Here is a 21,995-nt window from a genome sequence, read left to right as displayed (position 1 = left end):
TATTATGGGTTTTGAAAATCGAAGTTGTTAACAGTTGTTTCATAAAAAAAATAGGCTATCTAAAGGTTGTTTTTTGTCATTCTGAATCTAGATTAGATTCTGAAACAAGTTCAGAATGACAATTTTATCTTTTTAGATAGCCTATTTAATCCTACCTTTATAGCAGCGTGTTCTTATTCTTCTGGCAATAATACTGCTTTTATGAAGCCACCACTTAAATATTTCTTAGCTACATTATGAACATCTTTTGTTGTTAATGCATTGACATTAGCTTCATAGTTTAAAACATTATCAATATCGCTTTGATTGTAATCTGCATTTTTTATAGTAGATAACCAAAAACTATTTTGTTCTAGCTGGTCTTTTCTTGTTAATAATAATGCTTTCTTTACTTTTTCTAAATCAACTTCTGTAGGTCCATCTTTTATAATTTTTTTAAGTTCTGCAATGGCAGCATCAGATAGTTTTTCGGCATTTTCTGGTGCACAAGGAAATGAAATGCTAAAGTTAAAACTGCCATATGGTATTTTGCGAATAGAACCTCTTGCACCAGCACCATAAACACCACCTTCTTCTTCTCTTAATTTTTCTATTAATTTAATACTAAGAATTTCGCCCAAAGCATTCATAGCTCTTGCTTCTTTAGCATCATATTTCGCTTCGCCTCTGTAGAGAAGATTAACCTGACTTTTTGGCTCAGTTCCTTTGCGATATATGAATTCATGAGCTCCAGATTTGGGTCTAAAAGAAGTTACTTTGTACATTTCTCTTTCAGAATTACCTGGAAGCGATGCAATGTAAGTTTCAGCATATTCTGCTATTTTATCTGCATCGACATTTCCAACGAAATAAAAATTAAAATCTCCTGCATTGGCAAAACGTTCTTTGTATTTTTCGTAAGCTAAATCGTAATTAGCTTTATCTAAATCCTCTTCAGTAGGTAAGCCAGTATATCTTGGGTTACCTTCATTTGAAAACTTACCTAAAGCAATTGAGAAAGATATGTTTGGATTAGATAGAATATTTCCTAAAAAGGCTTTCTGTTTACTGATATATGAAGCAAAAGCCTCTGGGTCTTTATCTAATTTAGTAAAGTATAAATGAATCATTTGAAACATAGTTTCGAGGTCTTTCGGAGAGGCAGATCCTCTAAGCCCTTCACTTAAACTTCCAATAAAAGGACTTACTCTTGCAATTTTTCCAGACATTAATTTGGTCATATCATTTTTAGTAAGTCCATCAATACCAGCTTCAAATAAGCCACGATTAGCACTAGCCGTTTCTTTTAAAACATCATCAGAGTATAATGATGTACCTCCATAACTGTAGGCTTCAAATAAGATTTCATCATTTTTAAAATCAGTTTTCTTATAGACGATCTTTGCACCATTACTTAATGTAAGTATTGTAGTTTCATTGATTTTGCCCTCGTTTACTAATTCTTTATTAGCTATACTTCCTTTTGCAGGTTTAATAGGCATAAGTTCTTCGCGTACAGCTTCATCTTCATAGTCTTTAATGTCAGATTTCTTTACACTATCTAGTAAATCAATAACCTCTTGCTCTGTGACTTTTTTAAGCCCCTCTTTTTTAGGTCCTGTTAAAATCACTAATCTGTTATCATCATGTAAGAATTGAGAAATTAAAGCATTGACTTCTTCTAATTTTATATTAGGAAACTCTGATTTTGCAAAGTTATAACTCCATTCTATGCCTGGAATTGGGCTTTCTTGTAAGAAATTCTGAATGTAGCTATTAACAATTCTATTAGATTCTTCTTTGCCTTTATTCTTATAAGCTCGTTCTAATCTTGATAAATAATCTTTCTTAGCACGTTCTAATTCTGAAGATTTAAAGCCATAACGTTTTACGCGTTCGTTCTCTTCTAAAAGTGTTTTTAAAGCATCTAATTGCCCAGTTTCATTGGTTTGTGCAAAAGACTGATAGGCATCTTTATTACCAATAATTCCTCCTTTATAAGAGAATCCGAATATAAAAGGTGGGTTAGGTTTATTGCTATATTCGGCAAGTCTGTTGTTAATCATTTGGTCAAAAAGCCCTTCAACCATGTTATCTCTATAATCACTAACTGTTTTTGTCTTTTTAGGCTTGCCTTTATCTTTGTAATAAATTTGAACTTGGGAGCTTGTTGCTTCTTCGTCCCACTCAATAGCAACAAAAGTACCTTCATGGTTTTCTGAACCATATTCTTCTCTTGGTTTAGGATTTTCAGGATTTTTAAGCCCACTGAAGTTTTCTTTTATTTTCTTTTCTAGCGTTTCTACATCTAAATCACCTACAGCAATTACTGCCATTAAGTTTGGACGATACCAATCTTTTTGAAAATTTCTTACACTTTCGTAATCAAAAGTTTCTAAATTTTCTTTTGTGCCAATAGGTAGTCGATCTGCATATTTAGATTTGTATGCAATTTTATCTAAGTACTTAGACTGCATTCTTGTTGCAGCGCCAAGTCGAGTTCTATATTCTTCAATTACAACACCACGTTCATCGTCAATATCTTGGTCTGTTAATAAAGCGTTACCAGCCCAATCTTGTAAAATTTGAAACCCTTTGTCTAGTTTTTCTGGATCGTCACTTGGAATTGGAAGGATGTAAACTGTTTGGTCGAAGCCTGTGTAAGCATTTAGATCTGCACCAAATTCTACACCAATACTTTGAAGATAATCGACCAATTCATTTTTCTTAAAATGTTTTGTGCCATTAAAATTCATGTGCTCCATAAAATGAGCTAAACCTACTTGGTCTTCAGTTTCTACAATAGAACCTGCTTTTAATGCTAATCGTAATTCTACTTTGTCCTCTGGCTTACCATTATTCTGAATATAATAGGTGAGCCCGTTTGAAAGTTTACCAATTTTTACATCTGGTGTAATTGGTAATACTTCTGAGGGTACAGAACCGTTAACTTTTTTTTCTGGTGTTTTAGTCTGTGCATTAATTGTAAAAGTTACAAGTATACAGCATAGAAATAGTGTTCTAAACACTTGGGAAAGCTTTGTAGTCATAGATTGATGGTTTTTTAGATTAAAAATGTATAAGAAAATTCCTCTAATTTAAAGATAAAATGTTGGTATAAAAAGGAATAACATTTTTTTAACTAATTAATTAGTTGAAATATTGCGTGCATAAGTGTCTTTTTTTACGGCTAAAACGAACTTACTTATTCTTTTTGGCTCTTATCATTTTTTCTAAGTCATCCCATTGATTTTCACTAATTTCTGATAACATATTAAATTCTCCTGCTCCCATTAACCATTCGCCACCATCGATAGTTATTACTTCACCATTTACATAAGCTGAGAAATCGGACACTAAATAAGCTGCTAAATTTGCCAATTCTTGATGTTCTCCTACGCGTTTTAAGGGTACTTTTTTAGCCATATCAAACTTTTCCTGAAGATTACCTGGCATTAAACGATCCCAAGCACCTTTTGTTGGAAAAGGGCCTGGAGCAATAGCATTGAAGCGCATACCATATTTTGCCCATTCTACAGCTAAACTTCGGGTCATAGCTAATACGCCTGCTTTAGCTGCTGCGCTAGGCACTACATAACCAGAACCTGTCCAGGCATATGTTGTTACAATACTTAGAACATTGGTATTGGTTTGTTTAGTGTCTATCCAATGTTTGCCAAAAGCGAGCATACAGTTTTTTGTGCCTTTTAATACGATATCTATAATGACATCAAAAGCTCTTGGAGACAAGCGTTCTGTTGGTGAGATAAAATTCCCAGCTGCATTATTTAGTAAAATGTCTACTTTACCAAATTTTTCAACAACTGCTTTACGCATAGCTTCAACTTGGTGATATTCTCGTACATCGCATTGCAAAGGTAAACACGTGCCGCCAGTCTCATCTTCTAATTCCTTAGCTGTATTTTTGAGTTTATCTAAATCACGAGACGAAATTGCAACATTAGCGCCAAGTTCTAAGAAGTATCTCGTCATGGCTTTACCTAAACCGCTTCCTCCACCTGTTACTACTATTGTTTTTCCTTTAAGTGCATCGTCTCTTAGCATTTTATTTGTGTGATTCATAGGTTTAGTGATTTGTATCGTTATTTATTAATTAAAATTAGTAAAAGAAAACGATTAAGAATTAAATCTGCATTATTTATTGATGATTATTTGATATTATAATTAATTTTTCAATTTGTCATGTGTATTTATTATCGTTTTATATTCTTATTGAGACTTTTAATTTTATTAAAAACTTGATATTTAGCCATATAGGTAAGTATTTTTTAAATTTTTTTTGTAAATTTCATTGGTTTTGGTGAAAATTATAATTGGTATTTGCCAATTATTCACTCATATAAGTATAATTGATTAAATCAAAGATTTGTTAAATATAAATGCAACTAAAAATGAAAGTAAAATTAATTGTTCTGTTACTTTGTTTTGGGTTTATAAATGATGCTTTTGGACAAGTATTAGCAGATAAAAAGAATCAGAATGCTCAAGATTTATATGAATTTCATATAATTAAAAAGAAAGCAAACAATACTTCAGCATGGATAGTTTTAAGTGGTGGAGTAGCCATGATTGTTGGAGGGTATGGGATTAACATGAGTGGAGGAATAATTGATAATGACTCAACAAATAATAAAAAGGGACTATGGCTGTCGTATCTAGGTGGTGCTGTTACGTTGGTTAGTGTCCCATTATTTATAGCGAGTGGAAAACATAATAAAAAGGCCAAAATTCAATTAGAAAATGGTGCTGTTGGTTTGGGTAATAAATTTAGTTTTTCTGGTGTTTCTTTTGTGTTCTCCTTTTAGATTATTTTAGAATTGGTTGTTAATTAACTAATCAATCAATATTTCTAAAATCTGAATAGCAGCATCACTAATCTTGGTACCTGGTCCAAAAACGGCTACTGCACCAGCATCAAACAAGTATTGGTAATCCTGTTTAGGGATAACTCCACCAACAATCACCATAATATCGTCTCTGCCATAGGCTTTAAGTTCTTTGATAACTTGAGGTACTAAAGTTTTGTGTCCTGCAGCTAAAGAGGATACTCCAAGTATATGCACATCGTTTTCTACAGCTTGTTTAGCAGCTTCTTTAGGTGTTTGAAATAATGGTCCAATATCTACATCAAAGCCAACATCTGCATAACCTGTTGCAACAACTTTTGCACCTCTATCGTGACCATCTTGTCCCATTTTGGCAATCATAATACGAGGCCTGCGACCATCTTGCTCAGCAAACTTATCGGCAAGTGCTCTTGCTTTCTCAAAACTCTTATCGTCTTTTATTTCTTTACTATACACTCCTGAAAATGATTTTATTTGTGCTTTATGTCGTCCAAATTCAGCTTCTAAAGCATCACTTATTTCTCCTAGCGTTGCACGTTTTCTAGCTGCATCTACTGCTAAAGCTAATAAATTATCTTCACTTGTCTTTGCGGCTTCGGTTAATTTAGATAATGCTTGGTTAACGGCATTAGTATCTCGAATTGCTTTTATATGGTTTAAACGCTCTATTTGTTGATTTCTAACGGTTTGGTTATCTACTTCGAGCGTTGCAATTGGATCTTCTTCGTCTAAGCGATATTTATTTACACCAACAATTATGTCTTGGCTAGAATCGATTCGTGCTTGCTTTCGAGCAGCAGCTTCTTCAATACGTAATTTAGGAATTCCGGCTTCAATGGCTTTTGTCATGCCTCCTAATGCTTCAACCTCTTCAATTAGTTGCCATGCTTTATGAGCAATATCATCTGTTAGTTTTTCAACATAATAACTGCCAGCCCAAGGGTCGACGGTTTTAGTAATATGCGTTTCTTGTTGTAAATATATTTGAGTATTTCTTGCTATACGAGCAGAAAAATCTGTTGGTAATGCAATAGCTTCATCTAATGCATTAGTGTGTAAACTTTGAGTGCCACCAAAAGCAGCTGCAGATGCTTCAATGCACGTTCTGGCTACGTTATTAAAAGGATCTTGCTCCGTTAAACTCCAACCAGAGGTTTGGCAATGTGTTCTTAATGCTAATGATTTTTGGTTTTTTGGATTGAATTGCTTTACTAATTTTGCCCACAACATACGTGCTGCACGCATTTTGGCGATTTCCATAAAGTGATTCATGCCAATGGCCCAAAAGAAAGATAGGCGAGGAGCAAAGGTGTCTATGTCCATACCAGCTTCTAATCCTTTTCTTATATATTCTAATCCATCTGCTAAGGTATAAGCGAGTTCGATATCGCAAGTAGCACCAGCTTCTTGCATATGATAACCAGAAATACTAATGCTATTGAATTTTGGCATGTTTTTACTTGTATATTGAAAAATATCTGAAATAATTTTCATAGACGGAGTAGGTGGATAGATGTATGTATTACGCACCATAAACTCTTTTAGAATATCATTTTGAATCGTGCCTGCCAATAGTTCTGGTGCTACGCCTTGTTCTTCAGCCGCAACAATATAAAATGCCATAATTGGTAAAACGGCTCCGTTCATGGTCATAGAAACCGACATTTTATCAAGTGGAATTTGGTCGAAGAGAATTTTCATATCCTCAACAGAATCAATGGCAACTCCAGCTTTACCAACATCACCAACCACGCGCTCGTGGTCTGAATCGTAACCTCTGTGTGTTGCTAAATCGAAAGCAACGGACAATCCTTTTTGTCCCGCTGCAAGATTTCGTCTGTAGAAAGCATTGCTTTCTTCGGCAGTTGAAAAGCCTGCGTATTGTCTAATCGTCCAAGGTCTACGAACATACATGGTTGAGTAAGGACCGCGAAGATTGGGTGCAATACCAGCTACGAAGTTTAAGTGTTCAGCATTTTTAATGTCTTCTTTTGAGTATGTTGACTTTACATCAATATCCTCAGCAGTTTTAAAAACCTTAATATCTTCAGACGTTTTGTTTGATGACGATTTTAATTCAATATGTTGAATGCTTTTTCTAGTCATAAGCTATTTTGAATTTATAGCGTTCCGTTTTGTATTTCTTTTTTATTTGCGAAGTCGCTAATATTGCAGATATGCCAATAACACCAATATTGGCGGTAACAGAATCTCCTGCTCCAGAAACAGCTAATATTCCAATAGTTAGCATCATAGTTACTGGAAGAACGACATATGAAAATATTTTAACTAAGATTGATTTGTTTTTAATCATTAAAACATCACTCAATTTTATTTCTGTTTCTTTTATTAAAATAGTTTCGTTGTCTAAAATTTTTAGTGGGCCATATACTTTTTTTAAGTCATTAGTATAAACCGTAATTTTCTTTTTCTCTTTTATCTTTTTGGTTCTGTTATTTTTTAGATTTGTTATTTCTAGGTATTGCTTTTGAGCATAAACATTTGAAAGCAGTAAATTGGAGCAAAAAAGACATAAAAAAGCTACTATAGATTTTCTCAATACCATATTTTACTCTTTATTTAATCTATTGATTTCCAATTTTTCAGATAATCTTTTCTCTAGTATTGGTTCAATTAACGTTTTTCTTTTTTCAATTTTTAAAAATGGACTGATTTCAAGCTCATTTTTCATTTTATCAGCAAGATTTGGATGTTTATTTGTACCTAAAAGTACAAGTTTTTCAGCATTAAAATCTGCCTGTTCTTTCGCTGCACTTTCTTTAATTTTTCTTTGAATTGTACCTTCTTTTAGTTGCTTTAAAAACCCTCCGTTTAATTCAATATTTTTAAAAAGATTTAATGCTTTTTCGGCTAATTGTTCGGTTAAACTTTCAATATAATAGGCTCCATCCGCTGGATTATTTACCTTATCAAAATAGCTTTCGTGTTTTAAAACTAAAAGTTGATTTCTAGAAATTCGGTCACCAAATTCATTAGATTTATGATACAATGCATCATAAGCTAAATTGCAAATTGTGTTTGCACCTCCAAGAATTGCGCTCATACATTCTGTTGTTGTACGAAGCATGTTTACATTATAATCGTAAATCGTTTTGTTGCGTTTGCTTGGTGTTGCTATAATTTTACAATTTGTATTTATATTATATTCAGAGGCTAGTGCCGCCCATATTTGTCTAATAGCTCTTAATTTGGAAATTTCGAAAAAGTAGTTTGAACCTACGGTTGTATTAAATGTCACTTCGATTTCGCTCAGTGATAAGCCTTTATTTTCAAAATGGTTTAGGTATTCATTGACGTGTGCTAAGCCATATGCTAGTTGCTGTATTATAGTTGCTCCAGCATTTTGGTATAATCCTAAGTCTATACTTATTTGGTTGGTGTTTTTAACAATAGTTTCAAACTTAAGATGATCCTCTTTAATATTGTTGTACCAGTTTCCTGTTTTCGCTAAGTGGCCTATGATATCAGTCTGTATGTTAATTTGAGGCTTTTTACTTATGCTTGATGCAACAGTATTTACCTTTTTTATTATGCTTTCCGAAAGGAAATCGCATTTTATTTCAATTGGTATTTTAGTTAAATCAATATCTTGAAATAAATCGTAAATTGAAATATTCTCCGACTGCATATGAAACAAAAGGCTTTCTGCACCTCTGTTTATAGCGTCTATAGCTTTTAAGTTAGCTTCTTTAGCATCATCAGTAACATTAATTAGCTGGCATATTTTCCATTCAGTAGCTTTGCTGTTAGATGTATTAGGAAGCGATTCAAATTCATCGGCATGATAAAAAGGTTTTACATCAATGCCTTCATTGGTTTTCCATATTAATGCCTCGTTGTAATCTGCACCTTTTAGATCGACCTGTATTTTTTGTTTCCAAGCTTTTGAAGAAACGCTTTCAAACTCATTAAATAATGGTTTACTCATCTTTTTTCTGTTTGTCTGTGCTGTCTTGGTATTCAATAATAAAAATATCTTCGTCTGGTTTTTTCATGTAGTAGGTTTCGCGAGCCGTGCGCTCTAAACCTTCATCTGTACTTAATTCTTTTATGGCTTTATCGTCTTTAGCCATTTCACTTTTGTAGTGCTTTTTTTGATATTCGAGTTCTTTTATATCTCCATTTAACTCATGGTGAAATAACCAAGAATGTGCATCAAAAAACAACATCCATACTACAAAGACTATGAGAACAAGTAGATAAATGTTCTTAAAAGGCTTTAAATATTTATTATTAAATAGTGCCATTATAAACGTTCGTTAATTATAGTTTTAACGATGTCAACAGCAACTGTGTTGTATTTATTATTTGGAATTATAATATCAGCATACTCTTTCATTGGTTCAATGAATTGTTGATGCATTGGTTTTAGAGTAGTTTGGTATCGAGTTAATACCTCATCAATGTCTCTTCCTCGCTCCGATATATCACGTTTAAGACGACGAATTAAACGTTCGTCAGAATCTGCATGGACAAATATTTTAATATCAAAAAGATCTCTAATTTCTGCATGCGACAGAATTAAAATACCTTCTACGATCATTACCTTTCTAGGTTTGGTTGAAATGGTATCTCCAGTTCTATTATGCTTAACAAAGGAATACACTGGCTGATCTATTGCATTTCCTTTTTTGAGTTCCTTGAGGTGCGTTTCTAATAATTCGAAATCAATTGAACGAGGATGATCGAAATTAATTTTTATACGCTCATCATAGCTTAAATGTGATGTATCCTTGTAGTAAGAATCTTGTGAAATAACACCAACTTCTCCTTCTGGCAATTCATTTAAAATGGTATTAACCACGGTAGTTTTACCACATCCTGTTCCACCTGCAATTCCTATAATAAGCATGTTCAATTTTTGATTTAGTTGCGTCTACAAATTTAGTTATTTAAGCCTATGGAATTCTTATAATTTAGAAACTTTTTCTGGAGTTATAAAGTTATCAATTTTATTTCCCCAACTATTATTTATGTAATTCATAACATCAGCAACTTCTTCGTCCGAAAGCCCTAAAGGTGCCATGACACCATTATAGGTTATACCGTTTACTATTATTTCTCCCGACATTCCATTTTTAATTCCTTTTATGCTTTTGTCTTGGTTTTCTCTTAAATAGTCAGAATTTACTAATGGAGGAAATGCTCTAGGGACACCTTTTCCGTCTGTTAAATGGCAAGTTGTACACATGTCATTATATACCAGTTTTCCACGAGCTATACTCTCTTTTAATCCTGGTTTAACTTGTGCTAAAGATGTTTTGTCTGGATAATCAACCGTATTTTTTTTCTTTTCTTTTGAATTACAAGCTGTCAGAATTATTAAAGCAAATAGTATTCTAGTTAGTTTTATCATTTTCTTATCAGTTTTACAATTCCTAAATTTTCGATACCTACGTATATGTAACCATCAGGCCCTTGCTCTACGCACCTTACTCTACCTAAACCGTCTAATAAACGTTCTTCTTTAATCACTTTATTATCTGTTATAGTGCATAAATCTAAATATTGAAATTTTAGCGAGCCAACTAAAAGATTGCCATTCCAATCACCATATTTGTCGCTATCTATAAATGCCATTCCGCTAGGTGCAATAGATGGATCCCAATAATGTAATGGTTGTTCCATACCTTCTTTTTCTGTTATATCAGTAAAGGATGTGCCACTATAGTTAATACCGTAACTAATTACTGGCCAGCCATAGTTTTTACCAGGTTTAATAATGTTAATCTCGTCTCCACCTCTTGGACCATGCTCGTGCGTCCAAATTTCCTTTGTTTTAGGATGCATTATCATACCTTGAGGGTTTCTATGTCCATAAGAATAAATAGCCTTTTTTGCATTTGGTATATCTACAAACGGATTATCAATAGGAATAGAACCATCATCATTGAGACGATAAACCTTACCACAATCTCTTGTTAAATCTTGTGGGTTGGTATCTCTATCACCACGTTCGCCAATGGTAAAAAATAAATACCCGTTTTCATCAAAAACAATTCTAGAGCCAAAGTGTTGCCCTCTTTTTGTATTAGGACCTGCTTTATATAGTACTTCTACGTCAGTTAAATTGTAGTTATTGAGTTTTGCTCGTGCAATAGCTGTATTTCCTCCGTCACCTTCGCCTTCTGACGAAGCGTACGAAAAATAGATGTAATTATTCTCTTTAAAATTAGGGTGAAGTACTACATCCATTAAGCCACCTTGACCACGAACGTAAATTTCTGGCAATCCAGAAATAGTAGTTTTCTTTTCATCTTTATAGTGAATAAGCTCCCCAGATTTTTCAGTAATTAGCATCGCGCCATCGGGTAAAAATGTAAATCCCCATGGAATATTAAGTTTTGGCACAACAACCTCGTGACTGTTCTGTTTGTTTACAGGATTTTTATCTTGGGCACATGCCGTTAAGCTCAAAAAAGCGATTACAATCGCAAAGCTTTTTGTATAAAAATTGTTCATAGTTTTGTTTTAGGACAAGATACTTAAAAAACATAATTTAATCGAACTCCCGAATAATAATTTATAGGATTACCTGGGTAGTAATATCTTGGTGGTGTTCCACCAAAACCGCTTGCGTTGATTAGAATTTGTGAAGCATAGTGTTTGTTAAAGAGGTTGTTAATACCTAAGAAGATATTTATACCAAACTTTTTATTAGGGTTAGTTCTGTAACCAATTTTAAGGTGGGTTAAGTTATAAGAATCACTGTAAAGTGTGTTACTATCTGTTATTGGTATTTCTCCTACGTACTGGTGAAAAATATTACCATATAAACCAAAATTAAAATGATAATCTGCTCCTAAGTTGAGCACTTGGCTTGGCACACCTGTAAGATCATTTCCTGAAAAATTAGAATCAACATCTATAAATTCTTTAAACTTAAATTTGTTGAGTGTATAATTTATAAAAGGATTTAATCTTACTATCTTGGTTTTTAAAGCCTGATAATTTAATTTTAGTTCTAGTCCATCATGTCTTGTTTTACCCGCATTTATGCCAATAAACGCATCTTGTGCCGTTCGACGTGAAACAACAAGGTTTTTAATATTTAACCTATAAATGGAAATGGTATATTGTAGTTTGCCTTTAGAAAATGATCCTCTACTACCAATTTCAAAATTCCAGCCAGTTTCTGGTTTTAAATTTGTGTTTATTTGTCCGTCTGGCAAGAGTGTTTCATTTAGAGAAATAGGAGAGAAGCCTTGACTTATGCTTGAGAATAAACTGATGTTATTAGAAATAAGATGAGAAACTCCGAGTTTAGGAGAAATAATTGGCTCAAACTTAAAATCTCCAGACTGATCAGGATTACTTTCTGATGCTTCAAATCTATCTTTAAGCTTGTATGCTGTTTTGTTTAAATTTAGTCCAAATGTTAGTGTTGTTAGGTTAGAAAGTTCAAAATCACTTTCAAAAAACAGGTTATAATATGTTCTGTTTTCTTCAAAATTAGATAGTTTATCACCTTTAACACTTCCTGTTTCTTCTGGGAAGTCTTCATATAGATTTTCAAAAGTTTCTGAATTATAACGATCTCTAAATAGTTCTCCTCCTATTGTGAACTTCATATTTTTTTGGAAGACCATAAGATTTCCAATTAGTCTTGAACGTACACCAAAGGCGAAGCTGTTTTCGCTCAAAATATTAAAAGGTCGAGGTTCATACGCATCTCTAAACGATGTAAATATGCTTGTGCTTTGTTTTAGATTATCACTATAATTATGATTCCAAGATAAACCAATTATTCCACGAATAGCATCTTCGAAACCTCTTGCTTGTTGCCATGTAAAGGCGGCTTGTTCTGGGTTATTTATAAAATCAGTTTCATTTAATGAACTAGGAATAAAAGCTTTTAAATTTACAAAGCTGGCTAAAATAGAAATATCATTGTTGCTGTTTATAAAGTGGTTACCAGTAATAGTAAATGTTTGCCTATTGTAATTGTTGTTATCTCTATAGCCATCGTAATTTGTGGTGCTAAATACAGTGTTTATTGAGCTGTTTTTTAAATTGAGATTGAGTGTTGAAATGTTTTTTATGAGTCCAAAAGAACCCATAGAAAATTCATTAGAGACTTGAGTGTTATTATTTTTGCTGTTTTTTGGATGTAGTATAATAGTTCCACCAAGACCAGCACCATAGCTGCTAGATGTTGCCCCTTTAATGATTTCCATTTTAGATATACTTCCTAGTTCAAAATCTTCAATTGTGGTTTCACCACTTCCATTTGTTAAAGGAATATTTTTGAAATAGGCTCTAATTTTTGATGTACCAAAAAGATTTCTAGATCCAATACCTCTAATTGTAATACGATTTGTGTTTAGTGCACCACTTTGCATAAAAACACCAGGTGTATTGTTTAAAATAGGTGAGAAATCGGTGTTGTTGAAGCGTTGTATTTGTGATTGACTAATTATATCAATAGAAGAAGTGGCTTTTTTTAAAGATTTTGGAAGGTGATTAGAGTTTATTATAACTTCATCTAACTGAGACGAATTAGTAATTAATTTAACTACAGTAAATTTCGATATATCTATGCTGATGATTTCGTTTAAATAACCAGTCTTTGTTATTTTATACTCACCAGTTCTATTGATTTTAAAAAAACCACTATCATTAGAAAAAACGGTATCATTAGATTTAAGATTAACTATTATAGCATTATGAATCGGAAGCCCATTATTGCTGTTTATAATTTTACCATTAAAATTTTGTGCACCTACTAATAGAGGTAATAATAGTAAAAACAATATGAGTTGTACAGTTTTAAGCATCAAAAATAAAGATGTAGTAAAATCAATTTAGATGAGGCGAAATTAATCTTTTCCTAGAACTATATTGGTATCTAAAAAAAAGTAAAAATTTTTAAGGATTAAACCTTGTACGATAAAGAATTCAATTATATTTGCATCCGTTTTTAGAACATTTTAGTTGAATTGCGCTAGTTTTTAAAAGTCACATAATTTTAAAATGTTTAGAACAATAAATTCGGGGTGTAGCGTAGCCCGGTTATCGCGCCACGTTTGGGACGTGGAGGCCGCAGGTTCGAATCCTGCCACCCCGACTTTTAAACAAAAAAAACTCAGCCTTTGCTGAGTTTTTTTTGTTTTATGTCTTATTAGAACCATTCAAAGTGAATACCTGAAGCGACAACTGCTCCTACGAGTATAACAAGAACAATAATTATAAAACGTGCTCCAAATATTGTTTTATTATCTTTTTTAAAAATATAGTCTCTTCTTTTTTCGTCTTCTTCTTTTATAAATTTCATAATTTTAAGTTTTTATTTGTTAATATATATTGTCTTTTTATTTACAAAGGCGAGCATTCCCTCTTTAGACAACTCTCTTCCATAACCTGAATTTTTTGTACCACCAAAAGGTAATCGTGGGTCTGATTTTACCATTTCATTAATAAAGAATGCTCCATCTTCAACATTTGAAATACGCTTGGCAGCTGCGTCATAATTAGATGTAAATACCATTGTACCTAATCCATACTTAGAGTTTGAAGCAATTTCATATGCGTCTTCTTCAGATTTGGCTTTAATGATAGCAGCTACAGGTCCAAAGGTTTCTTCTTTAAAAACCGGCATTTTTGATGACACATTAGTTAATATAGTGGGTTGGTAGTATGCGCCATTACTTTTATTTCCTGTTAAAACTTCTGCGCCCAAATCAATCGATGCTTTTATTTGATCCTTTAAAATCTTAGCTAAATCCTTTCGAGCAAGGCAAGATATTGTAGTATCTTCTTTAAGTGGGTTACCATACTTTAAGTTTTCAACCTTTGCCTTAAACCTATCTAAGAATTCATCATAAATCTCTTCTACGACTATAAACCGTTTGGCGGCAATACAACTTTGTCCAGAGTTTTGCATTCTTGCTTTAACGATAGTGTCAAGGTATTTGTCTAAATCAGCATCTTTTAAAATAATACAAGCGTTGTTACCACCTAACTCTAGTAATGATGGTTTTAGATTTTTTCCAGCAATTTCGGCGATTTTCTTCCCAGCTTTTTCACTTCCAGTTAAGGAAACGGCTTTTATGATATCGTCTTCTAGTAATTCCTCTATACCGTCATGGTCGGTAAGAAGGGTTTGAAAACAGCCAATAGGAAAGCCTGCATCTAAAAATAATTTTTCAATTGCAATAGCACAACCTGTAACGTTAGAAGCATGCTTTAATAATGCTACATTTCCCGCAGTTAGTGTTGGAATTGCAAAACGAAACACTTGCCAAAACGGGTAATTCCATGGCATAATAGCTAAAATACATCCCAATGGGTCGTAACTGATAAAACTTTCATGTGCTTCGGTATCTATTAAATCATCTTGCAGAAATTGATCTGCATTTATAATGTAAAAGTTAATTAATAGAATGCATTTTTCAATTTCGGATTTACTTTCTAAAATTGGTTTACCCATTTCTAATGAGATGAGCTCACTAAGTTCATCTATATTACTGTCAACTTCATTAGCTAAATTTTGTAAAAGCTCTATTCTTTGAGCTATTGATAGATGCTTCCAATTATTAAAAGTGCTTTCTGCTAGTTGCAACTTTTTATTTAAAGCTTTTTTAGAATCAATTTCATAAGTTCTAAGATGCTCTCCATTATAAGGATTGTATGTTTTTATTTCTTTTTTCATAATATTTAAATTCTTATACAAAACTAAATGACTTAGATAAGTTGTATTAATGCTTTTGCTAAAATAATTGACGCTAACACTAAATAGCATTAGAGCTAATATTGCTATCTAAAGAGTTAAGTTAGGCTCTAGCATGCTCATATCTTTGTATAACGGCAAAGAGCTGAATATTAATATGAATCTAAAAAATAAAATTAACATGAGTAATAACGGAAATACAGTATTAGGAATATTAGCAGGAACAGCAGTTGGAGCAGTTTTAGGAATTTTATTTGCGCCAGATAAAGGAAGCGTGACCAGACAAAAAATTGCGGATGAAGCAGCTGCTAAAAGAGATATAATAGCAACTAAAGCCTCAGAGATAAGAGATACATTAGGTGATTCTATATCTTCTCAAAAAGAAAATTTAGATCATCAGGTAGAATCAATTGTTTCTAACGCGAGTTACAAGGCAGAAGATGTTATTACAACACTAGAGGCAAAACTAAAAGATTTAAAAGCTAGGAATAAGAACTTACAGAAAAAAGCTTAATTAATGAGTGTATTTGAAGACATAAACGATACTACAGAGAAGGCTTCTAATATTGGTGAGCGATATATAAAATCGTCTCATCAATATTTTAAACTAAAGATTTTTCAACAGCTAACCTTATCACTAAGTTTAGTGGCTAAAGTTTTGGCCGTTGGCAGTCTTTTATTAGTTGGTTTGGCTTTTTTATCAGTAGCTGCAGCGATGGAAATGAGTAGGTTGTTAGATAGTCACTCACTAGGATTTTTGTTAGTTGGGCTCTTTTATGTTATAATTTCGGTTATAATTTATAAACTACGCGCCAAATTCAATACTATTATAATTAAGAAAGTTGGACAAAATTATTTCAATTAATATGGAAAGATATACGTCATTTAAAGATATACAAAATGATCTAAAGCGTTATAGCTTAGAGCGCGATATTGCATGGGAAGAATTAAAACTCATTAAAAGCAAATATAAAGAAGACTTACAACCTCTAAATTGGGTAAGTACAGCATTAAAATTAACTGGCAAGTATAGTTTTATTGCTATTATTAGAAAATTGTTTTTTAAAAAATAATTAATTTTTTAAACTAATACCTTAGAAGGTATTTGTTTGCTAAATTCATTCGGCGAAACACCATATTTATCTTTAAATATTTTTGAAAAGTAGCTTCTGCTTGTAAAGCCTATAGAATAAACTACTTGAGAAATATTTAAGTCACTAGTTTTTAACAAGTCTCGAGCCAACTCTAATCTTACATGTCTAATAAATTCGGTGACAGTTCTTGTATATAAAAACTTAAAACCGTCCTGTAGCTTGGCTTGCGATAAACCAGATTCTATGGATAAATCCTCTAAATTATATTGTTTAGAAGGGTTTTTTAATATCTGCTGACCTATTTTTCTAACACGTTTTAATTCACTTTTAACCAATGAAGTTGGTAATTCAACACCTTGCGATTGTATATTATATTGCTGAATATGTAATGATAGAATTTCGTAAACTTTAGCTTCCATTTTTAAAATTCGCAACATGCCTTTGGTTTTGATGTTGTGTAATTTTTTTACATGATCGGCCATTTTTAAATTTAATGTACCATGGTGTGAGAATCGATTATCGTGATCAGTATCAACAAATACTTCTTGCAATTTCTTATTTAAAGTGGACACTTTGGTTGTTCTTTTCTTTAAAAAATCTTTTCGAACAATTTGAATGATATTAGTTTCAATTTTAATACCTTCCTTAAAATGCAAACAATTGATACCATCCGTTTTATTTGTGAAAATGAGAGTTTGAAATTGTTCAATTAGTACTTCTTTACTTTGAATACCAAATCGATGTAAAAACTCACCTTGAAGATTGTAAATAAAACGAATAGGATTAAAATCGGTAGCTTCAATCTTCATTACAACTTCACTTAAAAATTCAATATTATAAATCATAAGATTTACGCCCCAATCAAACGGAATAACTTTAACGGTCCCTTTCGCCTTGTCATTATCTACTACCAATGTAGATTCTCCCCAACGTTCTAAAATTTCACCGCCAATATTATTTTGAAGTTGTTCTATAATATCTTTTGTATTCTCAGCACTTATTTCTATTTCAATCATAATTTACTCGTTTAACAATAATGTTGAATTAATTGTTTTAATAGCGCAATTCGTTTTGAAGTAAAGATAAATCTAAATACAATAGGATTAATACTTTTTTTACGCTTTACAGTTAATTTTTAAATCTATTGAGCAAAGCTGATGCATTATATGAGGTTATTTTTGAGTAATCAATAAAATTTAAAACATGAAAATATACGAAGCCATTAGAAACGACCATGATATTCAAAGAGATTTATTAAAAAAACTAGTTGAAACATCTGGTGATTCAGACAAAAGAAATGAAATATTTTACAAATTAAAAAAAGAGCTCGATTTACATGCTAATGCAGAAGAAAGACATTTTTACAAACCCTTAATACCGACTGATATGATGCAAGAACATGCTCGTCATGGAATTGCCGAACATCATGAGATAGATGAGCTTATTGAACAACTTGAAAAAACTGAAATGGATTCTTCTGCTTGGTTAAAAATTGCGAAAAATTTAAAAGAAAAAGTTGAGCATCATCTAGAAGATGAAGAGCGTACCTTTTTTCAATTATCGGGAAAGGTATTAACCGAAAAACAAAAGAATGAATTGGGTGTTAAATACAATGATTATATGGAAACACACAGGTAAGCGCTATTGTTATATCATTATAAAAGAACAAATTTTTATTTGAGTTAAAACAGAAATCTTTTGCATTAATAAATACGTTGGGGTACAATTAACTTTGTAACAGCTTATAAAAAGATATAAAACTAAGATGTCAATTGGTACACATCTCAAAAATAAAGTACCATAAATTTAAAAATTAAAAATATGAGTACATACACTGAAGAAGTAGGAAAAAAATTAAACAATTTATTAGAAAAAACATATGATGCCGAAAAAGGCTTTAAGAAGGCAGCAGAAAATATAGATCATGCACCTTTAAAATCATATTTTAAGAATAAAGCACAAGAGCGTTATAACTTTGGGCACGAATTAAAGCAAGAAATTAGAAGTTTTAATCAAGACGTCGACAAAGGTGGAAGTTTAACTGGTTCAGCTCATAGAGCTTGGATGGATGTTAAGAGTTTATTATCGTCAGATGCTGAAGAATCTATGCTAAATGAAGCAATAAGAGGTGAAAAAGCAGCTATTGAAGAGTATGAGGAAGTTTTAAACGAAACGAGTTTGCCGATGAGTACAAAATCAATATTGCAATCGCAGAAATCCACAATTAATAACGGGTTAGCCAGAATTAATTCTTTAGAAGACTTACATTAATAGTGAGTTATAGTTAGGTTAGATTGAAAAAGTGTCATATGAAAATATGACACTTTTTTTTATATAAGCTTATTGTATATGGGTTATTTTTCCTAGGGATTGGGCTAAAGAACTAAGGTTGTTGTAGTTATCTTTATATCAAGGAATTAGAAGCGCTAATTTCATAATATTAACTAAAAACCATTAAATATGTTACGTTGGACAATCACATTTATTATAATAGCAATCATAGCAGCTGTACTCGGATTTGGAGGCATTGCAGGAGCAGCAGCCGGAATCGCAAAAATCATCTTCTTTGTTTTTATAGCACTATTTGTGTTATCATTATTAAAAGGGCTGGTAAAGAAATAATTAGAACTAATAGCTGAAACAAATAGCCTTGAGAAAATAATATTCTCAAGGCTATTTTATTATCAGTTTGTATGCGTTAAGATTAAAGTTTATAATGTTTTCTACAAGGTATTAATAGGAATTGTTTAATCTATAACTAATGTATCATTCTATTCGTTTATAATTTTCTGAATATACTTTATTGCCATCGTCATCTAATTCAATTTGTTCAAATCTATCTGCGGTTAAATTAAGTTGAAAATTAAACTGTTGTTTTTCCTTTATAACCTCATTCATAAAAGCAGAACCAAACTCTAAAATTTCTGCAAGATTACCATCTGCATATTTATAAGTTCCATAACCAAAAAACTCAATTGAATCCGTTTTTAGCAGCTTGCACCACATTACTTTAGTATCTGTATACATTTTAATTTGCCTAGAGATTGTATTGTTAGAAAAAGAATCTACAACAACGTTATCTTTATAGTTATAAAATCCTGTGAGTTCCCAAGTCCCTTTAAGACCATTATTAACTTCTAGTTCAGTTTCTGAGTCTGTTACTTCAATATCACTTTTAGGTTTGTCTTTGCATGAAAATACAAACAAGAAAACCATACTTAAAATTAAAACTTTTGATTTCATGACGAGTTAGATTTAACTATTAAACACCTATAAATTACGAAATTATACTTAGAAAAGGCAACTATTTATAATATTTATGATGCTATAACAAGTGTTGATAACTTCTATGTTAGGATTTATGCAAAAATCCTACTTTTGTTGTGTAATAAAATACAAGATATGTCTGATACAATTGAAAAAGTAAAATGCTTAATAATAGGTTCTGGTCCTGCTGGCTATACGGCAGCAATATATGCGTCTAGAGCCAATATGTTTCCTGTGTTATATCAAGGTGCGCAACCTGGTGGGCAATTAACCACTACAAATGATGTTGAAAACTTTCCTGGTTATCCAGATGGTATAACAGGGCCAGAAATGATGATTCAGTTGCAAAAGCAAGCTGAACGATTTGGAACTGATGTAAGACACGGTTGGATTACTAAAGTTGATTTTTCTGGAGATGTGCATAAGGTTTGGGTTAATGACGAAAAAGAAATTCATGCTTCAACCGTTATTATATCGACTGGTGCATCCGCCAAATATTTAGGATTGCCATCTGAGCAAAAATATTTACAGCTTGGAGGAGGTGTATCTGCATGTGCAGTTTGTGATGGTTTCTTTTATAGAAACCAAGAAGTCGTTATTGTAGGTGCGGGTGATTCTGCTTGTGAAGAAGCACACTATTTATCTAAACTTTGTAAGAAAGTAACAATGTTAGTTAGACGTGATGAGTTTAGAGCTTCAAAAATTATGGCTAGCAGAGTTCAGAATACTGAGAATATTGAAATTTTGTTTAATACAGAAACTGATGAAGTTTTAGGTGATGGACAAGTGGTAACTGGTGTTAGAGTATTTAATAACCAAACCAAAGAAAAGCACGAAATCCCAGCAACAGGTTTCTTTGTTGCTATAGGTCATAAGCCTAATACAGATATTTTTAAAGGCTTTTTAGATTTAGACGAAACAGGTTACATTATTAATGCTCAACCTGGTACAAGTAAAACTAATATAGATGGTGTATTTGTTAGTGGTGATGCTGCAGATCATGTGTATAGACAGGCAATTACTGCTGCAGGTACAGGTTGTATGGCTGCTTTAGATGCAGAACGTTATTTAGCTGCAAAAGATGCAGATTTTGAAGTCGCTACGTCAACTTATAATTAATTATAAAGATCACATAAAAAGAAAGCCGAAGTTTTAACTTCGGCTTTCTTTTTATAATAAGTTTTTTATTAGCGTTTTTTCTTTTGAAGTTTAGAAGTGTCTTCAAACTTTGTTATGGTTATTGCCGGACTCCCATAAAGATAGGTTTCGCTATTACCAGAAGACGCAAGTGTAATACTTTCTGTAACAGAAATTGTTAGGTCACTACTATCCTCTAAGCTAACGTCTGTAGTTTTAACATCAAATTTACTTCCATTAAAATTTGAAGAGTTAATTAGTCTAATAACAGAATTATTAGCTGATCCTTCAATGGATACATCTGAACGTTGGTACAAATCAAAATGAGCAGATTTACTATTTATTAAGGCATCTAATTTGCTATTATCACTAAGTTCTATCTTAGTTGAGTCTGCAGTAAGGTTTAATCTTGTTTTAGATTTTCCTGAACTTTTGTAATCAAAAAAATTAGCTTTAATATTTAAATAAGCTCTAGAATTATCTGATGTAACTAAGGTAACATCATTAAGTTCCATAGATGTTAATGATCTTATCTCACCATCACCTCTGGTCTCTATATTCTGCAATGCATCACCATAATTTACTTTAATGCTCAATTTCTTTTTAGAAGTAATTCTAGTAGTTTCAACAAAAGTTAGCACACCATCTACTACTTCAAACTGTATAACCTCGTGTAAATTATCATCTGCTTCTACTTCTACAGATGGTTTACTGTTGTAGACAATTTCTATAGAGAAATCACCCGCAACAACAATAGAATGAAAGTCATCTATGTACGTCTGCTTAATAGTTACATTTCTATCACCTTTAATTTTTTCCTGTGCTGTAACTGTCGGTAAACCAACTATCATTAAAGCAAGAATGAGTAATATTTTTTTCATGTATTATGTTTATTTCACTATATATATGACACAATTCAATAATAATGTCACTTTTATAGCTGTTAAACAAAGATATACA

The 21,995-nt window shown here is 32.1% G+C and carries 23 protein-coding genes and 1 tRNA gene; 9 read left to right on the top strand and 15 right to left on the bottom strand.

The window, feature by feature from the left end:
- Positions 1–173: 173 nt before the first annotated feature.
- Both H8K90_RS10955 and H8K90_RS10950 read right to left on the bottom strand, forming a co-directional pair.
- Positions 174–3,029: a M16 family metallopeptidase gene (locus H8K90_RS10955; protein ID WP_186845998.1), complete on the bottom strand. Its 2,856-nt coding sequence runs from the start codon at positions 3,027–3,029 to the stop codon at positions 174–176.
- Between the two features lie 151 nt (positions 3,030–3,180).
- Positions 3,181–4,062, bottom strand: coding sequence for an SDR family oxidoreductase (locus H8K90_RS10950; RefSeq protein WP_186845997.1), 882 nt, complete (start codon positions 4,060–4,062; stop codon positions 3,181–3,183).
- A gap of 329 nt (positions 4,063–4,391) precedes the next feature.
- On the opposite strand from H8K90_RS10950, the gene H8K90_RS10945 reads away from it, so the two are divergent.
- A complete protein-coding gene (locus H8K90_RS10945) occupies positions 4,392–4,805 on the top strand; it encodes a hypothetical protein (RefSeq protein ID WP_186845996.1) in 414 nt (137 codons plus the stop codon).
- A 27-nt stretch (positions 4,806–4,832) separates the two neighbouring features.
- On the opposite strand, the gene scpA is transcribed toward H8K90_RS10945, so the two are convergent.
- From scpA to H8K90_RS10905, 8 genes are read right to left on the bottom strand one after another with little or no spacing between them, the layout of a single operon-like run.
- Positions 4,833–6,953, bottom strand: coding sequence for a methylmalonyl-CoA mutase (scpA, locus tag H8K90_RS10940; protein ID WP_186845995.1), 2,121 nt, complete (start codon positions 6,951–6,953; stop codon positions 4,833–4,835).
- On the bottom strand, positions 6,946–7,407 hold the full coding sequence (locus H8K90_RS10935; protein ID WP_186845994.1) for a hypothetical protein: 462 nt from the start codon (positions 7,405–7,407) through the stop codon (positions 6,946–6,948). The genes scpA and H8K90_RS10935 overlap by 8 nt, the downstream gene beginning before the upstream one ends.
- 9 nt (positions 7,408–7,416) lie before the next feature.
- Positions 7,417–8,796 (bottom strand): methylmalonyl-CoA mutase subunit beta, encoded by a 1,380-nt coding sequence (locus tag H8K90_RS10930; protein WP_186845993.1) that lies wholly within the window; start codon positions 8,794–8,796, stop codon positions 7,417–7,419.
- Positions 8,789–9,115, bottom strand: a complete 327-nt coding sequence (locus H8K90_RS10925) for an FtsB family cell division protein (protein ID WP_186845992.1) — start codon at positions 9,113–9,115, stop codon at positions 8,789–8,791. The genes H8K90_RS10930 and H8K90_RS10925 overlap by 8 nt, the downstream gene beginning before the upstream one ends.
- Positions 9,115–9,720 carry a uridine kinase gene (udk, locus tag H8K90_RS10920; RefSeq protein WP_186845991.1) on the bottom strand — a complete coding sequence of 202 codons (606 nt, stop codon included), beginning with the start codon at positions 9,718–9,720 and terminating at the stop codon, positions 9,115–9,117. The genes H8K90_RS10925 and udk overlap by 1 nt, the downstream gene beginning before the upstream one ends.
- Positions 9,721–9,777: 57 nt before the next feature.
- Positions 9,778–10,224 carry a c-type cytochrome gene (locus tag H8K90_RS10915; protein WP_186845990.1) on the bottom strand — a complete coding sequence of 149 codons (447 nt, stop codon included), beginning with the start codon at positions 10,222–10,224 and terminating at the stop codon, positions 9,778–9,780.
- Complete coding sequence (locus H8K90_RS10910) at positions 10,221–11,330, bottom strand: PQQ-dependent sugar dehydrogenase (protein WP_186845989.1); 1,110 nt, start codon at positions 11,328–11,330, stop codon at positions 10,221–10,223. The genes H8K90_RS10915 and H8K90_RS10910 overlap by 4 nt, the downstream gene beginning before the upstream one ends.
- Before the next feature lie 23 nt (positions 11,331–11,353).
- Complete coding sequence (locus tag H8K90_RS10905) at positions 11,354–13,645, bottom strand: TonB-dependent receptor family protein (RefSeq protein WP_186845988.1); 2,292 nt, start codon at positions 13,643–13,645, stop codon at positions 11,354–11,356.
- A gap of 215 nt (positions 13,646–13,860) precedes the next feature.
- Here H8K90_RS10905 and H8K90_RS10900 point away from each other — a divergent pair.
- Positions 13,861–13,935 (top strand) — tRNA-Pro (locus tag H8K90_RS10900).
- A gap of 54 nt (positions 13,936–13,989) precedes the next feature.
- On the opposite strand, the gene H8K90_RS10895 is transcribed toward H8K90_RS10900, so the two are convergent.
- A complete protein-coding gene (locus tag H8K90_RS10895) occupies positions 13,990–14,142 on the bottom strand; it encodes a hypothetical protein (protein ID WP_186845987.1) in 153 nt (50 codons plus the stop codon).
- 12 nt (positions 14,143–14,154) lie between these two features.
- Positions 14,155–15,519 (bottom strand): NAD-dependent succinate-semialdehyde dehydrogenase, encoded by a 1,365-nt coding sequence (locus H8K90_RS10890; protein ID WP_186845986.1) that lies wholly within the window; start codon positions 15,517–15,519, stop codon positions 14,155–14,157.
- A 199-nt stretch (positions 15,520–15,718) separates the two neighbouring features.
- Between H8K90_RS10890 and H8K90_RS10885 the strand changes: the two genes are divergently transcribed.
- Genes H8K90_RS10885 through H8K90_RS10875 form a run of 3 tightly spaced genes read left to right on the top strand, consistent with a single transcriptional unit; the run spans position 15,719 to position 16,610 of the window.
- Positions 15,719–16,051 (top strand): YtxH domain-containing protein, encoded by a 333-nt coding sequence (locus tag H8K90_RS10885; protein ID WP_186845985.1) that lies wholly within the window; start codon positions 15,719–15,721, stop codon positions 16,049–16,051.
- 3 nt (positions 16,052–16,054) lie between these two features.
- Positions 16,055–16,402: a hypothetical protein gene (locus tag H8K90_RS10880; protein WP_186845984.1), complete on the top strand. Its 348-nt coding sequence runs from the start codon at positions 16,055–16,057 to the stop codon at positions 16,400–16,402.
- Position 16,403: 1 nt separating this feature from the next.
- Positions 16,404–16,610 (top strand): DUF6327 family protein, encoded by a 207-nt coding sequence (locus H8K90_RS10875; protein WP_186845983.1) that lies wholly within the window; start codon positions 16,404–16,406, stop codon positions 16,608–16,610.
- 8 nt (positions 16,611–16,618) lie between these two features.
- Here the strand turns inward: H8K90_RS10875 and H8K90_RS10870 are convergent, their stop codons facing one another.
- Positions 16,619–17,647, bottom strand: coding sequence for a helix-turn-helix domain-containing protein (locus H8K90_RS10870; RefSeq protein WP_186845982.1), 1,029 nt, complete (start codon positions 17,645–17,647; stop codon positions 16,619–16,621).
- A 187-nt stretch (positions 17,648–17,834) separates the two neighbouring features.
- Here H8K90_RS10870 and H8K90_RS10865 point away from each other — a divergent pair, with 187 nt between their 5' ends.
- The 3 genes from H8K90_RS10865 (at position 17,835) to H8K90_RS10855 (ending at position 19,253) form a co-directional block, all read left to right on the top strand.
- Positions 17,835–18,269 carry a hemerythrin domain-containing protein gene (locus H8K90_RS10865; protein ID WP_186845981.1) on the top strand — a complete coding sequence of 145 codons (435 nt, stop codon included), beginning with the start codon at positions 17,835–17,837 and terminating at the stop codon, positions 18,267–18,269.
- A 183-nt stretch (positions 18,270–18,452) separates the two neighbouring features.
- Entirely contained in the window at positions 18,453–18,902 is a 450-nt protein-coding gene (locus tag H8K90_RS10860; RefSeq protein ID WP_186845980.1) for a ferritin-like domain-containing protein, read from the top strand.
- A 189-nt stretch (positions 18,903–19,091) separates the two neighbouring features.
- Positions 19,092–19,253 carry a DUF1328 family protein gene (locus H8K90_RS10855; RefSeq protein WP_186845979.1) on the top strand — a complete coding sequence of 54 codons (162 nt, stop codon included), beginning with the start codon at positions 19,092–19,094 and terminating at the stop codon, positions 19,251–19,253.
- 144 nt (positions 19,254–19,397) lie between these two features.
- On the opposite strand, the gene H8K90_RS10850 is transcribed toward H8K90_RS10855, so the two are convergent.
- Positions 19,398–19,874, bottom strand: coding sequence for a hypothetical protein (locus H8K90_RS10850; protein ID WP_186845978.1), 477 nt, complete (start codon positions 19,872–19,874; stop codon positions 19,398–19,400).
- Between the two features lie 159 nt (positions 19,875–20,033).
- Here H8K90_RS10850 and trxB point away from each other — a divergent pair, with 159 nt between their 5' ends.
- Positions 20,034–21,017, top strand: coding sequence for a thioredoxin-disulfide reductase (gene trxB / locus H8K90_RS10845; protein WP_186845977.1), 984 nt, complete (start codon positions 20,034–20,036; stop codon positions 21,015–21,017).
- 68 nt (positions 21,018–21,085) lie between these two features.
- Here the strand turns inward: trxB and H8K90_RS10840 are convergent, their stop codons facing one another.
- Positions 21,086–21,916 (bottom strand): GIN domain-containing protein, encoded by an 831-nt coding sequence (locus tag H8K90_RS10840; protein WP_246457647.1) that lies wholly within the window; start codon positions 21,914–21,916, stop codon positions 21,086–21,088.
- Positions 21,917–21,995: the final 79 nt, after the last annotated feature.

The organism is Winogradskyella echinorum (genome assembly GCF_014297365.1).
Taxonomy (GTDB): domain Bacteria; phylum Bacteroidota; class Bacteroidia; order Flavobacteriales; family Flavobacteriaceae; genus Winogradskyella; species Winogradskyella echinorum.
This window is presented reverse-complemented; position numbering and strand designations above follow the sequence as displayed.

Excerpts from the sequence above, each read along its gene's own strand:
- H8K90_RS10855 (WP_186845979.1), top strand. The coding sequence starts at position 19,092 with ATGTTACGTTGGACAATCACATTTATTATAATAGCAATCATAGCAGCT.
- H8K90_RS10850 (WP_186845978.1), bottom strand. The coding sequence starts at position 19,874 with ATGAAATCAAAAGTTTTAATTTTAAGTATGGTTTTCTTGTTTGTATTT.
- H8K90_RS10890 (WP_186845986.1), bottom strand. The coding sequence starts at position 15,519 with ATGAAAAAAGAAATAAAAACATACAATCCTTATAATGGAGAGCATCTT.
- H8K90_RS10895 (WP_186845987.1), bottom strand. The coding sequence starts at position 14,142 with ATGAAATTTATAAAAGAAGAAGACGAAAAAAGAAGAGACTATATTTTT.
- H8K90_RS10885 (WP_186845985.1), top strand. The coding sequence starts at position 15,719 with ATGAGTAATAACGGAAATACAGTATTAGGAATATTAGCAGGAACAGCA.
- H8K90_RS10950 (WP_186845997.1), bottom strand. The coding sequence starts at position 4,062 with ATGAATCACACAAATAAAATGCTAAGAGACGATGCACTTAAAGGAAAA.
- trxB (WP_186845977.1), top strand. The coding sequence starts at position 20,034 with ATGTCTGATACAATTGAAAAAGTAAAATGCTTAATAATAGGTTCTGGT.
- H8K90_RS10840 (WP_246457647.1), bottom strand. The coding sequence starts at position 21,916 with ATGAAAAAAATATTACTCATTCTTGCTTTAATGATAGTTGGTTTACCG.
- H8K90_RS10865 (WP_186845981.1), top strand. The coding sequence starts at position 17,835 with ATGAAAATATACGAAGCCATTAGAAACGACCATGATATTCAAAGAGAT.
- H8K90_RS10915 (WP_186845990.1), bottom strand. The coding sequence starts at position 10,224 with ATGATAAAACTAACTAGAATACTATTTGCTTTAATAATTCTGACAGCT.
- H8K90_RS10860 (WP_186845980.1), top strand. The coding sequence starts at position 18,453 with ATGAGTACATACACTGAAGAAGTAGGAAAAAAATTAAACAATTTATTA.
- H8K90_RS10870 (WP_186845982.1), bottom strand. The coding sequence starts at position 17,647 with ATGATTGAAATAGAAATAAGTGCTGAGAATACAAAAGATATTATAGAA.
- H8K90_RS10945 (WP_186845996.1), top strand. The coding sequence starts at position 4,392 with ATGAAAGTAAAATTAATTGTTCTGTTACTTTGTTTTGGGTTTATAAAT.
- H8K90_RS10910 (WP_186845989.1), bottom strand. The coding sequence starts at position 11,330 with ATGAACAATTTTTATACAAAAAGCTTTGCGATTGTAATCGCTTTTTTG.
- udk (WP_186845991.1), bottom strand. The coding sequence starts at position 9,720 with ATGCTTATTATAGGAATTGCAGGTGGAACAGGATGTGGTAAAACTACC.
- scpA (WP_186845995.1), bottom strand. The coding sequence starts at position 6,953 with ATGACTAGAAAAAGCATTCAACATATTGAATTAAAATCGTCATCAAAC.
- H8K90_RS10905 (WP_186845988.1), bottom strand. The coding sequence starts at position 13,645 with ATGCTTAAAACTGTACAACTCATATTGTTTTTACTATTATTACCTCTA.
- H8K90_RS10925 (WP_186845992.1), bottom strand. The coding sequence starts at position 9,115 with ATGGCACTATTTAATAATAAATATTTAAAGCCTTTTAAGAACATTTAT.
- H8K90_RS10930 (WP_186845993.1), bottom strand. The coding sequence starts at position 8,796 with ATGAGTAAACCATTATTTAATGAGTTTGAAAGCGTTTCTTCAAAAGCT.
- H8K90_RS10875 (WP_186845983.1), top strand. The coding sequence starts at position 16,404 with ATGGAAAGATATACGTCATTTAAAGATATACAAAATGATCTAAAGCGT.
- H8K90_RS10955 (WP_186845998.1), bottom strand. The coding sequence starts at position 3,029 with ATGACTACAAAGCTTTCCCAAGTGTTTAGAACACTATTTCTATGCTGT.
- H8K90_RS10880 (WP_186845984.1), top strand. The coding sequence starts at position 16,055 with ATGAGTGTATTTGAAGACATAAACGATACTACAGAGAAGGCTTCTAAT.